This is a genomic window from Virgibacillus sp., from assembly GCF_013393565.1.
Taxonomy (GTDB): Bacteria; Bacillota; Bacilli; order Bacillales; family Amphibacillaceae; genus Virgibacillus; species Virgibacillus dokdonensis.
On the sequence record NZ_JABXHF010000028.1, the window covers coordinates 1 to 13,563 of the forward strand.

Below are 13,563 nucleotides of genomic sequence, written 5' to 3' on the forward strand. Positions count from 1 at the left end.
GGTGTCATGGACGTTGTCAGTAGTGTTAATAAAGCTGTCGATGATTTTGAAAAAGGAATTGTCAACAGCATTGCTGGCATGGTCACGGGACTGCTAACCGTAGTTAAGGATGCAGGTGTTGTTGCCGCATCTGGTGTTGTTCCCGATCCTGTGGAGCCATCTTGGTTAAAAGAAAGTGCAGATGAAACAGTTGATGCCTACACACGAGCTGCGATACAATTCTTACAAGACCCTATACGTGCGGTTGAATCAACTGCCCAAGCCTTCACAGATACTGTGGAAAGTGAAGGAGTTATGTACGTTACTGGTGGGACCATTCCTGCCTTAATACCAGGTAGTTTGGCTGTCAAAGGAGCTTCAGGCGTTGCAAAACTAGGTGCAGGCGCAGCAAGAAAAGCGCCGAAGTTATTAGGTAGTAAGCCTTTTAGCGGCAACTATTATCGGAAAAAGGTTGATGCAGCTAAAGCTGGAATGGCTAAAGTGACAGAGAAGTTCACTTTTGGTAAAGACTATGCCCTTTCAACTGGTGGCGCAAACTTTATACTAAGAGATAAAGCTCTTGAGGACCACGTCAATCCCCAATTGGTTAATATGAAGAATGGTGGAGGGGAAAGAGTAGAGGTTAAGGTTAATAATTATGAGACTCTTACTCTCCATAAATGGAGTAACGATGGTAAATATGATAAAGTTAGAGGATATAGAGGCAGAGACCTTACATTGTACAACAAAGAGTATTTGGTAGACCCAAGGCTTGTAGTTGAAATGAACTTTAAAGGTAAAGCTCGTTCAGGAACTAACGCTGCTGGGTGGGAAAGAAATGCAAAAAAATTCTTTAATTCACTACTGAAAAGTAAACCTGAGTTTTGGAGTGTAGAAAATACGTCTCTGATAAAGAGGGGGCGTGTACCCAAGGTAGATGAGCAGTTTTTAAATCACTTTCCACAATATAAGGAACACCTACAAGAACCAATGCGGCACCATCATATTGGAGAAGGTGGGCAAGCAGTAGCCCTTCCAAAAAGTTTGCATCCGGGATATGGTGGTATCCATAATGTGGAAAAGGAGTGGGGTGTTACTGGGGTAGATGATGAAATTGCTAGTAGATTAGATACCTTTATAAAAGATTCGGGAAGGTGATAAAATGATAACACCAGAAGAATTTAGTGATAAATGGGATGTTATTAGTAATGGTCCGTTAATTAAATTTAATAACCAAGATTTAATGAATTCAGGATTTTCGGATGAAGTAAAAAGATTTCTGTCTATAGGAGGTTTACCTGAAACTCCACCTCCATATTTGGAGTTTACTTCACCACAATTCATACCTATTACCAATATATTCAATATGCCAGAAGAGTTTAAGAAGTATTGGCTCTTGGGGACAACTAGTGCAGGGGATTTAATATGTATAACTGAGAAAGAAGAAAATATAGTGTTACTCAATAATGGAGACAATTATAAAGAAATATTTGTTAATACTTCTCTAAATCAATTTGCTGAGTGTCTATTAACTTATGTAAACATGATTGATAAAGCAATAGAGGTTAACGGTGAGGATGCCTTTATTGATAACGATATACCAGAAGTAGTGATTAATTGGTTAAAAAACGAATTAGAGAGAGTAGATATTAAATGTATGCAACCAGGATTTTTTTGGTATGTTGAGTGGGAAAATCTATTTGAATAACGACTAATAATGATGAATTTGTTACAATAAAATAAAATAAAATGGACAAAAAACACCTACTAACTAAGAATAGGTATTACTTTTCTTGTTTTTGACTTGTAGGTGTTTTTTACTGTTAAATTTATGAATTTACTTGAATTATTCAAGAGATAACTTGATAACTAACTAACGAACGCTTATGTAATAAGGGGGCAAATACAATTTGCTTCTGCGCTACTACAGGCTTAGCTCGAGAGTTACACCTGATGATAACACATCAATTCTATAGAAAAAGGAATGTTAAGTAAAATTATGGTCTAATCCAACACTCAGATGATGATGAGTCTATTAGTGCTGGTAATAGACTTCTAGAGGAAGTATCAAGGCTTCGTTGCTACTACATTTTAGTGTTACATATTTAGCTAAATGCTTTCGCTTTCGATAGCTTATTCACACTTTCTATTGCATATTTTTATTACGTAATTACTTCAAAGACTCTAGCAACAATCCATAGGCTTTTTTATATTCTAGTACATTCTGCAAGGTTTTATTTAATGTTCATCAGTAAAACAATTATGAAACTTCTTCTCTTATAATTCGTTAAATTATAAAAGGGGGCGAATTATATTATTAATCGGAGACATTTACGCAAAGGGGCAAGCTTATTTGGGGTAAACGAATCAGACTTAAAGTTAATTGGTGGGTTCTCGAACAATGTTTTTGCAGCAAATAGCGATAAAGTGTCATTGATTATAAAGTATTATCCCAGTTCCATGTATAAAAGGGATTCGATTGCATCAGAGTTAGACTGGATCATCTATCTATCTGAATCTGGAATGAATGTAACGGTTCCTATTGCTTCCATAAATAATAAGCTTATGGAAGTAGTATTCAATAAGGACGAAGCATGTTATGTAGTCGGTTTTGAAAAGGCAAAGGGGGAATTTGTGAATGTTTCTAATCATAAAGAATGGAATGCAAGCCTTTTCTATACCTGGGGAAAGACGTTGGGGAACATACATCGTCTATCCAAATTCTATCAACCAAAAGATCCAAACATAATAAGAAAAGCTTGGGATAAAGATACACTTTTTACAGATGTCATTCATAATAACGAGTTGATAAAGCAGAAATGGGAAAATTTCATTTGTAAACTGAACAAGCTGCCTAAGAATACAAATGGGTACGGGATGATCCATCATGATTTACATCATAAAAACTTTTACTTGTATCAAAACGAGCTGGTTTTATTCGATTTTGGCGATTCCACATATCATTGGTTTGTATATGATATTGCGGTTGTCTTCTATCATGCTATGCAAGTCGTGGATGACAGGAGAAAAAAGGATTTTGTGTCTACATTTATTCGCTCATTCTTAAGGGGATATGAAACGGAAAATCAACTTCAATCTGATTGGCTGTTAAGAATTCCTTTCTTTTTGCACTATAGGCAGCTCTATTCCTATCTGTATCTATCAACCTATCTGACAAACGAACAACAAAGCGATGTTAAAATAAAGCAATACTTGAACCGCTTACAATCGAAAATAGAAAAGGATACCCCCGTCATCGATTTTCGCTTACCAATCCCTTGAAAAAGGAGGAATTCTTTTGTTCGTTTCCAAACAAGTTAAATTAAGAAAAATGCATATAGAAGATGTGGAGTTATATCACGCTTGGAGAAATGATATGGATGTTATGTTTTTTACCAATCCAGCCTTAGACTCGTATGCGTTATCCGAAACAAAAGCTTTTGTTGAAGGCGTTATTCTACATTCAACCAGTTCTAAAAGCTATATTATAGAAGATAAAGAAACGGATAAAGCGATAGGTATTACATCATTGATTAATATAGATCAAAAAAATCGAAACGCAGAATGTATTATTGATATTGGTGAAAAAGATTATTGGGGAAGGGGTGTTGGTAAAGAAGCACTGAAATTATTGCTTGATTATGCATTCTTAGAATTAAATTTTCATCGTGTATCGTTGCGCGTATTTTCGTTTAATGAAAGAGCAATTCAATTATATCGTAAATTAGGATTCAAACAAGAAGGGGTAAGTAGACAAGCGCTGTATCGAAATGGAAATTGGCATGATATAATCCATATGGCCATGCTGCAACATGAATATATGCCAGCACAAGAAAGCTAAATGAGGTTTTGCGTACTCTTTCTTAAGTTCGTATAAGATATGTTGAGGAACATTCTAAAATAATATTTAAAATGACTTTCAATTTGCAAATTTATAAATTTAATGTATAATGTTGGTAAAAATTATATTGCTCGTTTGAAAGAATTGTTTAGTAAGTCAAGGCATGTAAATAACAAAAGCAATCTACTTTTATATTGCTAATACAAGTGGATTGCTTTTTTTTATGTTTTCAACGAAGGGCAGACTTCATTTTCAAAGAATAGGTGGGGATTTATAATGGCAATTCAATATTTAGAAAATAGCTGTAATGATCAAGAGCAAATAACAGCTTTGTATGACAATGTAAAATGGACAGCATATACAGATGATGTTCCTAACTTAATGCAAGCGATAGCACATTCATTAACTTGTGATAACAGCATGGGACAATAATCATTTAATAGGTCTTATTCGCGTCGTTGGGGATGGCTATACGATTATTTATATTCAGGATATTTTAGTAAACGAAGCGTACCAAAATCAAGGGGTCGGATCTGCATTAATGCAGCGGGTGTTGGATAAATATCGAGATGTGCGCCAAAAAGTCCTTCTGACAATAGATGAACCTGGTGTAAGAGCTTTTTATGAAAAACATGGATTCAAATCTTGTGATAAGAGCAGTTTAGTAGCTTTTGCCAAATTACATGCATAGTTCGCATTACAATACCAATGAAATGCGTTAAATTTTTAAAGAAACAGGAGGAATGAAGGTGGAATACGATTCTATCCTATCAGAACCATTATATAAGGAAGTGGAGTTCTATGCTTGGGAAAAGCGACTTTTTCAAACAAGTTTTGTTAAAAGATTGAAGTATCTTGCACACTTCGGTGGTGGTGCCTTTGTGTCTCCTGTTGTGCATAGTAGGTATGAACATACTGTAGGAGTGTGGAAGTTGGCGGCACTTTATTTTCCAAATCATGATGTCTTAAGGGCAGCAGCCATTTTACATGATATTGGTCATTTACCATTTTCTCATGCGGTCGAAAAACCATTAGATTACAATCATCATGCTCTAACAGAAGCATACATACAAGATGGGGAAATTGCTTCCATTCTCCATACTGCTGATTTACAGTCTGGAGATGTTGTGCAATATCTTCGTCAACCTTCTCCTTTAACAGGGACAAGGGAGGTTTTAGGTTTAGATCATTTAGATAGTTTTTTACGAGATACGTACATGAGTGGCAGAATGGAAGAATTGCCCAGTGAAGTATTAAAGCGAATTCATTGTTCAGATCGAGGTGTAGAAACAGATAAACAAACGGGTCTTCAATTACTTCGATTAATTATTCGAGATCATGAACTATTTCTTTCGCCCCTATTATTAGCAGTAGATCGGTTGCTAGCAGAAGCTATTTCGATTTTGTGGAACAATGGTGGGGGAAGTAAGGAAGCGTTCGCTAAACAAACGGATGCAGATGTCATTGCTATATTAAAGTCCTCGCAAAATTTGAAAGTGCGAGCTATTATCCATACTATTTAATACCATCCTGAGCAAATTCATGTACATCAAGCCACATCAGAACAAGGTATCCGTTGTGGCGTTAGAAAAGTGTATCAAAAAAGCCCTATTGCAAACGGAAGGACTTTAGCTGAAACTGTAGAAGGAAAAGCAATACTAAACCGTTTGGAGCAATTAAAAAAAGAATACGAGGTAAGTATTCCTTTATGAGTTTAATGAGGCGGGGAGGAGTATTAAAAAAGTGACAATGTATCTAATTAAACAAACGTTTGTATGAAATAGTTTAGCGAGAAAAGTGGTGGGAGAGGTCAATGAATCCTTACCGCTTGCCAGAGACGCTAACTGAGTTTATGCAGGGCAGAAAACGATAACAGCGACATCGTAAGCAAAAAACTCTTTTCTTCAAAGAAACTTAAACTTAGCTACCCTCTGCCCTTATTACCATCTTCTTGACAGATATTAGCGCAACTGTTTTACAAAGCAAACTCTATCTTGACCTTTTCCATCATAATTAGTCGTAACTTCAACACCGTCGATCTGTTTATTTCCTTCCTCAATGTAAAAACCCATTTTCTTATGATAAGCAATCGAAGTTTTATTGACAGGCGAAGTTACACAGCGGACAATTTGACGGTTATGTTGTTTAGCCACCGTAAAAAAGCGCTTATATAATAATTTCCCAATTTGTTGGTTTCTATATTGAGGATGAACACCGATGAAATGAATGTATGCTTCATTCGCTTTAGACGGAGAGAGGAATCCAATAAGAAAGCCTACAATCTCCCCCTCTATTTCTGCAACAAAGCTTGTATTTGTAAAGTGATCGAAAAATAGCTTCGGTAACATAGCTGCCATATCCCTTCCTCCTCACCATTCATTAATGAGTGGTGCTAGCGAATAGAAGTCGGAACTGTTAACAAAACGAATATGTATGCTTGCATGCATGATTCCCTTCCCCCTTTCATTTTATGTTTTTCCCATATTGTATCACACACTTAAAAGCTATTCGGAACTGTTTTTATTGAGGATAAGAAGAATGATAGCAGCTCTGTAAATGCCGTTTTACGTAATAGATTTATTTAAAGATGAAAAATGAATTGTTTCAAACAGAATCTTTCGAAAATTTATGATAAACTATAACATAACAATTTATAGAGAGCTAGATTTTTCATTCAATTCTATCAAGCGTTTGCAAGAGAGGGGGATTAGACTCATGGAATGGTATTTAAAATTTATTTTAGTGGGCTTTTCCATTGCTTTGCCTGTTGGGGCGATTACTGTAGAAATGACGAAACAAGGCTTGAAAAATGGCTTTTTCCATGGGTGGGCTGTTGGCTTTGGTGGAATGACAATTGATGCGTTGCTGATTCTGGCGTTATACTTTGGTCTTGCGCAAATATTATCATTGCCTTATGTACAACTACCTTTATGGGTGATTGGCGCAGTGTTTTTATTTATGCTTGCTTACGACTCCATTAAAAATGCGGATAAGGATATTACAATGGCAGGAGGGAAGGTAAATCGCTCTTTAGCAAAAACGTATCGAAATGGATTGCTAGTGGCTGTTTCGCCAGGAAATTTAGTTTTTTGGGTTTCCATATTCGGAGTCGTTTTAGCGGATTCTTACTCTCAATCGGGACAGGCTAGCTTTATTATTTCTGCTTTAGGTATATTAACAGGGATTCTTTTGCATGATGTTGGCTTGTTATCTGTGGTTTCCATTACCCGTAAAGTGATGAGCAGAGCGATGATTAAATGGACATCCGTGGTTGCAGGCGTTATGTTATTCGGTTTTGGTTGTTATTTTCTCTACGAGTTTTATGTGAATGTACAAAATGTATTGTAACAAAGGTTATAGTCTATATAGAAAGTGTTCAACCTATAGGGTGTTTGCAAAAAAACTGATCAATGGCGGTCAGTTTTTGTTTTGGTTAATTTGCTCTTTTAAAAGAAAAATAACTTTCACCAGAAAGGATCTAATTGCTTAATTTTTCATGGTTAACGTAATAGTTGCGTTCATGAATAAATGATTATATGATAATGCTTAGCATATTTGCTTCTAGAAAAGATGACGCCATTTATTCCAAATAGAAGGCGTTGTAAGATCCTTATTTCAAGGATTGCAAGTATGCATTGGTTACATCTAAATGGCTCGTTTTATAAGGGATAGTATGTAGTAATGATAAGATTTACCTTAGATGCTTAAAGGAATAGATGACTAGCAAAAAAATAGTGTATGGATATATGTATGAAACTATTAAGTTGAGGATATTTATCAGAATTATAAAAAAACAATAGATTTCGAGCATACAAGGAGGAAATAAATGGCGTACAAATATAATGATAATACTTTTATAATGGAAATAACGCAGTTTGATGCAAAAGGTTCTGGAAGAGCGGTTATTCAACGTGAAAACAAACAAGGTAAACGGAAGAAACAACACATCACCATTCCCTACACACTTCCTGGAGAAAGGGTGCAAGCGACACTTGTGCCTCCGTATCGAAATAGAGTTGCCAAGCCAGATCAAATTATCGAAGCCCATCCAGAACGCATCGAGCCAGCATGTCTTCATTTTGGTAAATGCGGTGGCTGTTCTTGGCAGCATATATCATATGCAACTCAATTAAAGGAAAAAACTTCCCAAGTAAAACAATTATTAGAAGAGCAACACTTTGATTCAAATGTCGTACAATCAACTATTGGTGCAGATGAAGCTTGGTATTACCGAAATAAAATGGAATTTACATTTAATAAAGCAGGCGAGCTTGGTTTACATGAAAAGGGCAATTATCAAAATATTATTCCTTTAGAAACGTGCTATATTGCCAGTCAGGAAATGGTGAATGCAACGACGGAAGTAGCTAAGTGGGCTCAAGCACACAGGTTGTCAGGCTATGATAAAGAAACGAAAGAAGGGCTGCTCCGTCATCTCATGGTGCGTCATTCCCAAGCAACTGGAGAAATGATGCTCGCTCTATTCGCAACAGAAAGCCCAGTTGAATCCTCTGCTTTGTCGGATCTTAAGGAACGCATAAAGGATAAATTTCCGTCTGTAACAAGCTTACTTTGGTTGGAAAATCGAGATATTGCTGATAAAGTACAAGCGCAGCAAGTCCATGTTCTTACAGGGCGAGATTTTATTTACGATGAATTGGCTGGTTATCGCTATCGATTGTGGTATGATACATTCTTTCAAACAAATCCGAAACAAGCGGAAAAATTAGTAGAATTAGCACTAGAAATGGCTCAACCTCAAGCAACAGATAAAATGATTGACTTGTTCTGTGGTGTTGGTACCTTTTCTTTACCGTTTGCAAGTCGTGTTTCACAACTTGCTGGAATAGAAATCGTAGAATCCTCCATTGCATCGGCAAAACGGAATGCCTCTGACAATGGTGTTCATAATACATTATTCTTAGCTAAAGATGCTCGCCACGGTCTTAGAAAGATGCTTGAAACATTTGGTAATCCTGATGTATTGCTACTCGATCCACCTCGGTCAGGAGCGGGCGGAAAAGTCATGCGTCGGATTGCGCGTTCAAAGCCAAAGCGCATTGTCTATGTATCTTGTAATCCAAGAACACTTGTTTCAGATATAAAAGAGTTTGTCCCATTTGGCTATCAACTAGAGGTGGTTCAACCGGTTGATTTGTTTCCACAAACGTATCATGTGGAGTGTGTGGCGTTGCTAGAGTTGAAAGTGTCTAATTAAAAAGTAAATTACCTAAACAAAATAAATATTTCTATTTTCTAGGTCTTTTTCATGCCCATCCCCTGTTTTGTCTAGATTTCTTCATGTTTTTTATATGCAATAAATGAGAGAACTTTGTTTTAAAACTGAAAAGGTGGAAAAGGGGCTATTATCTCCCGAAAATGGAAAAAAGGAGTAAGGGGGATTTTTAAAATTGTTGTACAGAATTATTTAGAAATCTTTAGTTTTACAAGCATGCAACTTTGTGCTAAATGATGAAAATGGTATAAATTTGTTGAAAAAACCATATTGGGGTTTCGGACTTGAATTGGTTTGTGGGATTACAACAGAATAATAAATCTTAACTTAATGGATGACGTTCAATTAAAATGAGCGTCTTTTTTTATGCCTAAAAATGAAGAGTAGATGTGAAATATGGTCGGACTACCATTAGAAAGTTTATTAGATAGTATCGGGATATGTTCCTTTAGCTGTTTCTCGTTCAGAATTACGCCAATCTATGATTTGGGTATTGTTAAAGTATTTAGATGGAAAGACAAAGGCAACTCAGCTTTCACAGTATGCACTTACCTTAGAGAAGGTTATTGGTTAATTGTTAAATAACTAATTTTCTGATGGGATGCTCATCTTAAGCCTTCCACCCCTCTAATTTTTCCAATGGCTTATACGTATGATTACCTGAGGAATCCAAAAATCATAAACGTAGAGAGATTGTCTCGGTCAGATCTACTATTAATATACTTTATATTCCTCTTTTGCAAAAATTGTTTCACAATTTCCAGTTGTGCAAAACTGGATGGCTAATATTCCAAAATGTTTGTTATGTATCTAAAGAATTAACTTTAATATTAGATAGGAATGAGTTAAAATTTACCTATAGATCACTTTATTATATTTATAACTTAGTTTTTGCTTTTGGGTTTTTGGAATTTAGGACAATTGGAGTGATAAAAGTGGAGAATCCTTTTACCGTTTTTATTAATGGTTTAAAACCTATATTCATAATATTAATGTTTACTTTTTTATTTCATATATTTTTAACTAAAGAGGGAGATGTAATTTATAGTTTAGGCTATATAACGATTTATAAAGAGGGATTAATTGCTGGTATTAGAATTGTTATTAGAATAATACTTCTGGTTTTAATAACTTCGCTGCTTACTTTGACTACAAAACCATTGGATTTAGCTCAAGGTTTAGAAAAACTTTTGAAGCCTTTAGAGTTTACTAGGTTACCAATAGGTCAATTTTCTTTAATGATCTCTATAGCTTTACGTTTCATCCCTACTTTATTAAATGAAACAAACAAGATAATAGAGGCTCAAAAGGCAAGAGGTGCGACTTTTGAAAGCAAAAACATAGTTAAAAAGTTATACTTTTTTTTGCCTATTATTGTTCCTCTTCTTATTATGTCAGTTCAAAGGGCAGATAATTTATCCTTTGCTATAGATGCAAGGGCTTATGGAGATGGACGTGGAAGAACTAAGTTTAAGGAACTTAACTATCGATTACCTGATTATATAGCCTTTACAATCTTTATATTACTTTTTCTAATAGTGGTAATAATGATTTGATATGAAGAGAAGTGGGTAAATGATAAAGTTTTATTAGAAGACCAAATTCAATGTAAACATTATCTATCTAAATACGTTTATTGCGGTAGTTTATTATCAAGACGAAGTTGGCATGGTGGAATTCAAATTAAGCAATGGAAAAGATAAAAAATAAACTTCTAATGGTAATGAATTGAATGTAAATAATAGCAACGACACACGTAGAGTGCGTGGCGCTACTACAGATGCAGTAAGAATCAAGCCTCTATTTCAAGCACTTTGGCAACACGAGTTTGTCTTAAGGAGTGATAATTTTATAAATAAGTAGGTTAATTAGCCTATATAAAAAGTGTTATTGCCCATCGTATCAAGTTTAGATGAACACCACTATTGTTGAAGCTAGAGAATAAATTTCATCCAACTCTCCATTACAACACCAGACTTTCCATCCATGTTACGGTAATAGTATGGGGGTAATAACTATGTATACGTATAAAACCTCGCAAATTGCTGAATTAATTGGAATTCATCCTAATACAGTACGACTATATGAAGATTTAGGTCTTATTCCAACACCTAAACGTCAAGTAAATGGCTATCGTATTTTTACGGATCATCACGTAGAACAATTCAGACTTGCCCGACGAGCCTTCCAAATCGAAGTGTTACAAAATGGACTAAGGAAAAAAATGGTCAAGATGGTCAAGACAGCAGCGTTAGGTGATTATGATAAGGCTCTTCAGCTTACCCAGGAATACATAGAACAATTACAAGAAGAACGAAATAATGCAGAAGAAGCTATACGCATTGTGAAAAGGCTTCTATACGGTGAACCAACCCAAAACAAACGGCATATGAAACGAAAAGAGGTTTCTGAATATCTTCATATTTCTATGGATACACTTAGAAATTGGGAGATGAATGGTCTCCTATCTGTGAAACGTAAGAAAAACGGTTATCGCATTTATAGAGATGAAGATATTCGGCAGTTGAAAATTATTCGCTCTCTTCGATGTGCAAATTATTCTCTTGAGTCCATTTTACGCATGCTCCATGCCGTGTCTTTAAATCCTAATACAAATTTAAAAAAAGTACTTAATACGCCTACGAATCAGGAAGATATTATTTCAGTATGCGATAAGTTAATAGACTCATTGAACAAAGCTGAAAGCAACGCGCAAATCATGATTAATCAACTGCAATATATGAAAAATAGATTTTGTTAAACCCTACACTTTAACACCAGCCTTCTCGCTGGTGTTATTCTTTTATTCGACAATAAAATAAGGAGGAGATGTCAAAATGTCTATGCAAGACGTTATTCGTGTGGAGCACCTATCGAAGTCTTTTAATGGGCTAACAGTAATAAAAAATTTGAGTCTTTCCATAAAAAGGGGAGCGGTATTTGGCTTACTTGGTGCAAATGGTGCGGGAAAAAGCACAACGATTGAATGTATGCTAGGTACCAAAAAAGCAGATAGTGGAAGAGTTACTATTTTAGGGAAAAACCCATGGAAAGAAAGAAAACAATTGTTTCAAAGAGTAGGGGTGCAATTTCAGGAAGCACATTATCAAGAAAAAATAACAGTCCAAGAATTATGCGAAGTAACGCAATCTTTTTATAAGAAAACGGATAATTATAAAAAATTATTGGAGCAATTTGGTATTTTTGAAAAGCGTAAAAATCTTGTTAGCGAGCTTTCGGGAGGGCAGTGTCAAAGGCTATTCATTGTTCTTGCTCTTATCCCTCAACCAGAAGTTGTTTTTTTAGATGAATTAACAACTGGGCTTGATGCAAGAGCAAGACGAGATGTATGGAAAATTCTTACTAGTCTAAGGAAAAAGGGGCTAACCATTTTCTTAACCTCACATTTTATGGATGAAGTGGAAAATCTCTGTGATGGCATTTGCATTTTGAGGAAAGGGCAGATGGTGTTTCATGGAACAGTTGAAGACGCTATAGCTTCAAATCCTTTTGATAAATTTGAAGATACTTATTTATGGTATACAGAGGAGGAAATGGAAAATGAGTACCTTTAGAACCATGCTTAAAACCGAATTAAAACTTTCGTTAAGAGGAATGGATATGTTCATTTTTGCTATTTGTATGCCGCTAATCGTGTTAGTCATCCTAGGTATTATTTATGGAGACACCCCTGCTTTTCATGGAGCAGATTATACTTTTTTACAGCAGTCCTTTGGAGCGCTTGTTACCATCTCCATATTGGCTGGTGGAGTCATGGGTCTTCCATTAGTAATATCTGAATACCGCAGTAAAAAAATACTGAAACGTTTTAAAGTAACCCCCGTTACACCTGTGATGATTCTGTTCGTACAATTAGTCATTTATGCATTATATGCCGTCGCGTCACTTCTGTTTCTTTATCTTGTTGCCGTATTATTTTTCAATTTCCAATTGGTGGGATCGTGGTTTTATTTTTTGGGTGGTTATTTTTTAGTTATGCTATCTATTTTTAGTATCGGCATGATGGTTGGTGGTCTCGCACCTAATACAAAAGCAGCTAGTGTATTAGCTATTTTGTTGTATTTTCCTATGCTTATTTTTTCGGGTGCAACATTGCCTTATGAAGTTATGCCACAGGCACTTCAAAGAGTGGCTGATATAATGCCGATGACGCAGGGTATTAAGCTAATAAAAGCGGCCTCTCTTGGAATGAAAATGGACCATGTATTACTTCCAATCATGGTAATGGCGATTGTTGCAGTAATATGTACAGTGCTTTCTATCAAATTTTTTAAGTGGGAATAATGCATGTGATCATATCATTTTGTCCGGAAACGTTTACTTTGGGATATTAGTGGAGTGATTCTGTAAAAGAAGAATCGGTACGTTTATTATTCACGTTTGGAAGTTCTTCTAGCAGTTAAATCCAATATAAATAGATTAATGAATAAAAACAAAATCTGCCGGTCATTTTCCGGCAGATTATTATGAAAGCAACATAATGAGA

General features: G+C 35.5%; 12 protein-coding genes and 2 pseudogenes. 13 read left to right on the forward strand and 1 reads right to left on the reverse strand.

The genetic code is table 11. The features are described 5' to 3' along the window. From HLX49_RS07815 to HLX49_RS07845, 7 genes and pseudogenes are all read left to right on the forward strand, one after another. Positions 1-1,137: pseudogene (locus HLX49_RS07815) on the forward strand (hypothetical protein); the annotation flags it as partial. A gap of 4 nt (positions 1,138-1,141) precedes the next feature. After that, positions 1,142-1,687 carry an SUKH-4 family immunity protein gene (locus HLX49_RS07820; protein WP_296361128.1) on the forward strand — a complete coding sequence of 182 codons (546 nt, stop codon included), beginning with the start codon at positions 1,142-1,144 and terminating at the stop codon, positions 1,685-1,687. Between the two features lie 674 nt (positions 1,688-2,361). Further along, positions 2,362-3,261 carry a phosphotransferase enzyme family protein gene (locus HLX49_RS07825; RefSeq protein ID WP_296361143.1) on the forward strand — a complete coding sequence of 300 codons (900 nt, stop codon included), beginning with the start codon at positions 2,362-2,364 and terminating at the stop codon, positions 3,259-3,261. A gap of 16 nt (positions 3,262-3,277) precedes the next feature. Further along, the gene (locus HLX49_RS07830; RefSeq protein ID WP_367112732.1) at positions 3,278-3,820 is read left to right on the forward strand and encodes a GNAT family N-acetyltransferase; all 543 of its coding nucleotides are present in this window, start codon (positions 3,278-3,280) and stop codon (positions 3,818-3,820) included. A 276-nt stretch (positions 3,821-4,096) separates the two neighbouring features. Further along, positions 4,097-4,252 (forward strand): hypothetical protein, encoded by a 156-nt coding sequence (locus HLX49_RS07835; protein WP_296361129.1) that lies wholly within the window; start codon positions 4,097-4,099, stop codon positions 4,250-4,252. Continuing rightward, positions 4,230-4,511, forward strand: a complete 282-nt coding sequence (locus HLX49_RS07840; protein WP_296361130.1) for a GNAT family N-acetyltransferase — start codon at positions 4,230-4,232, stop codon at positions 4,509-4,511. Before HLX49_RS07835 ends, HLX49_RS07840 begins: the two co-directional genes overlap by 23 nt. A 58-nt stretch (positions 4,512-4,569) precedes the next feature. Beyond that, positions 4,570-5,343: an HD domain-containing protein gene (locus HLX49_RS07845; protein WP_296361131.1), complete on the forward strand. Its 774-nt coding sequence runs from the start codon at positions 4,570-4,572 to the stop codon at positions 5,341-5,343. A 438-nt stretch (positions 5,344-5,781) separates the two neighbouring features. On the opposite strand, the pseudogene HLX49_RS07850 reads toward HLX49_RS07845, so the two are convergent. Beyond that, positions 5,782-6,255, reverse strand: a pseudogene (locus tag HLX49_RS07850) (GNAT family N-acetyltransferase). A gap of 280 nt (positions 6,256-6,535) precedes the next feature. On the opposite strand from HLX49_RS07850, the gene HLX49_RS07855 reads away from it, so the two are divergent. The 6 genes from HLX49_RS07855 to HLX49_RS07880 all read left to right on the forward strand — a co-directional run bounded on the left by HLX49_RS07855 (position 6,536) and on the right by HLX49_RS07880 (position 13,361). Next, complete coding sequence (locus HLX49_RS07855; protein ID WP_077706507.1) at positions 6,536-7,168, forward strand: LysE family transporter; 633 nt, start codon at positions 6,536-6,538, stop codon at positions 7,166-7,168. Positions 7,169-7,646: 478 nt separating this feature from the next. Beyond that, the gene (gene rlmD, locus HLX49_RS07860) at positions 7,647-9,038 is read left to right on the forward strand and encodes a 23S rRNA (uracil(1939)-C(5))-methyltransferase RlmD (RefSeq protein ID WP_296361132.1); all 1,392 of its coding nucleotides are present in this window, start codon (positions 7,647-7,649) and stop codon (positions 9,036-9,038) included. A gap of 953 nt (positions 9,039-9,991) precedes the next feature. Then, positions 9,992-10,612: an energy-coupling factor transporter transmembrane component T family protein gene (locus tag HLX49_RS07865; protein WP_367112733.1), complete on the forward strand. Its 621-nt coding sequence runs from the start codon at positions 9,992-9,994 to the stop codon at positions 10,610-10,612. 461 nt (positions 10,613-11,073) lie between these two features. Beyond that, a complete protein-coding gene (locus HLX49_RS07870; protein ID WP_296361134.1) occupies positions 11,074-11,817 on the forward strand; it encodes a MerR family transcriptional regulator in 744 nt (247 codons plus the stop codon). A 76-nt stretch (positions 11,818-11,893) separates the two neighbouring features. Continuing rightward, on the forward strand, positions 11,894-12,631 hold the full coding sequence (locus HLX49_RS07875) for an ABC transporter ATP-binding protein (protein ID WP_296361135.1): 738 nt from the start codon (positions 11,894-11,896) through the stop codon (positions 12,629-12,631). Then, complete coding sequence (locus tag HLX49_RS07880) at positions 12,618-13,361, forward strand: ABC transporter permease (protein WP_296361136.1); 744 nt, start codon at positions 12,618-12,620, stop codon at positions 13,359-13,361. Before HLX49_RS07875 ends, HLX49_RS07880 begins: the two co-directional genes overlap by 14 nt. Positions 13,362-13,563 lie beyond the last annotated feature (202 nt).

Bases quoted from the DNA above. Each gene is read 5' to 3' on its own strand.
- HLX49_RS07880 (WP_296361136.1), top strand. From the start codon at position 12,618: ATGAGTACCTTTAGAACCATGCTTAAAACCGAATTAAAACTTTCGTTA.
- HLX49_RS07835 (WP_296361129.1), top strand. From the start codon at position 4,097: ATGGCAATTCAATATTTAGAAAATAGCTGTAATGATCAAGAGCAAATA.
- rlmD (WP_296361132.1), top strand. From the start codon at position 7,647: ATGGCGTACAAATATAATGATAATACTTTTATAATGGAAATAACGCAG.
- HLX49_RS07855 (WP_077706507.1), top strand. From the start codon at position 6,536: ATGGAATGGTATTTAAAATTTATTTTAGTGGGCTTTTCCATTGCTTTG.
- HLX49_RS07875 (WP_296361135.1), top strand. From the start codon at position 11,894: ATGTCTATGCAAGACGTTATTCGTGTGGAGCACCTATCGAAGTCTTTT.
- HLX49_RS07820 (WP_296361128.1), top strand. From the start codon at position 1,142: ATGATAACACCAGAAGAATTTAGTGATAAATGGGATGTTATTAGTAAT.
- HLX49_RS07870 (WP_296361134.1), top strand. From the start codon at position 11,074: ATGTATACGTATAAAACCTCGCAAATTGCTGAATTAATTGGAATTCAT.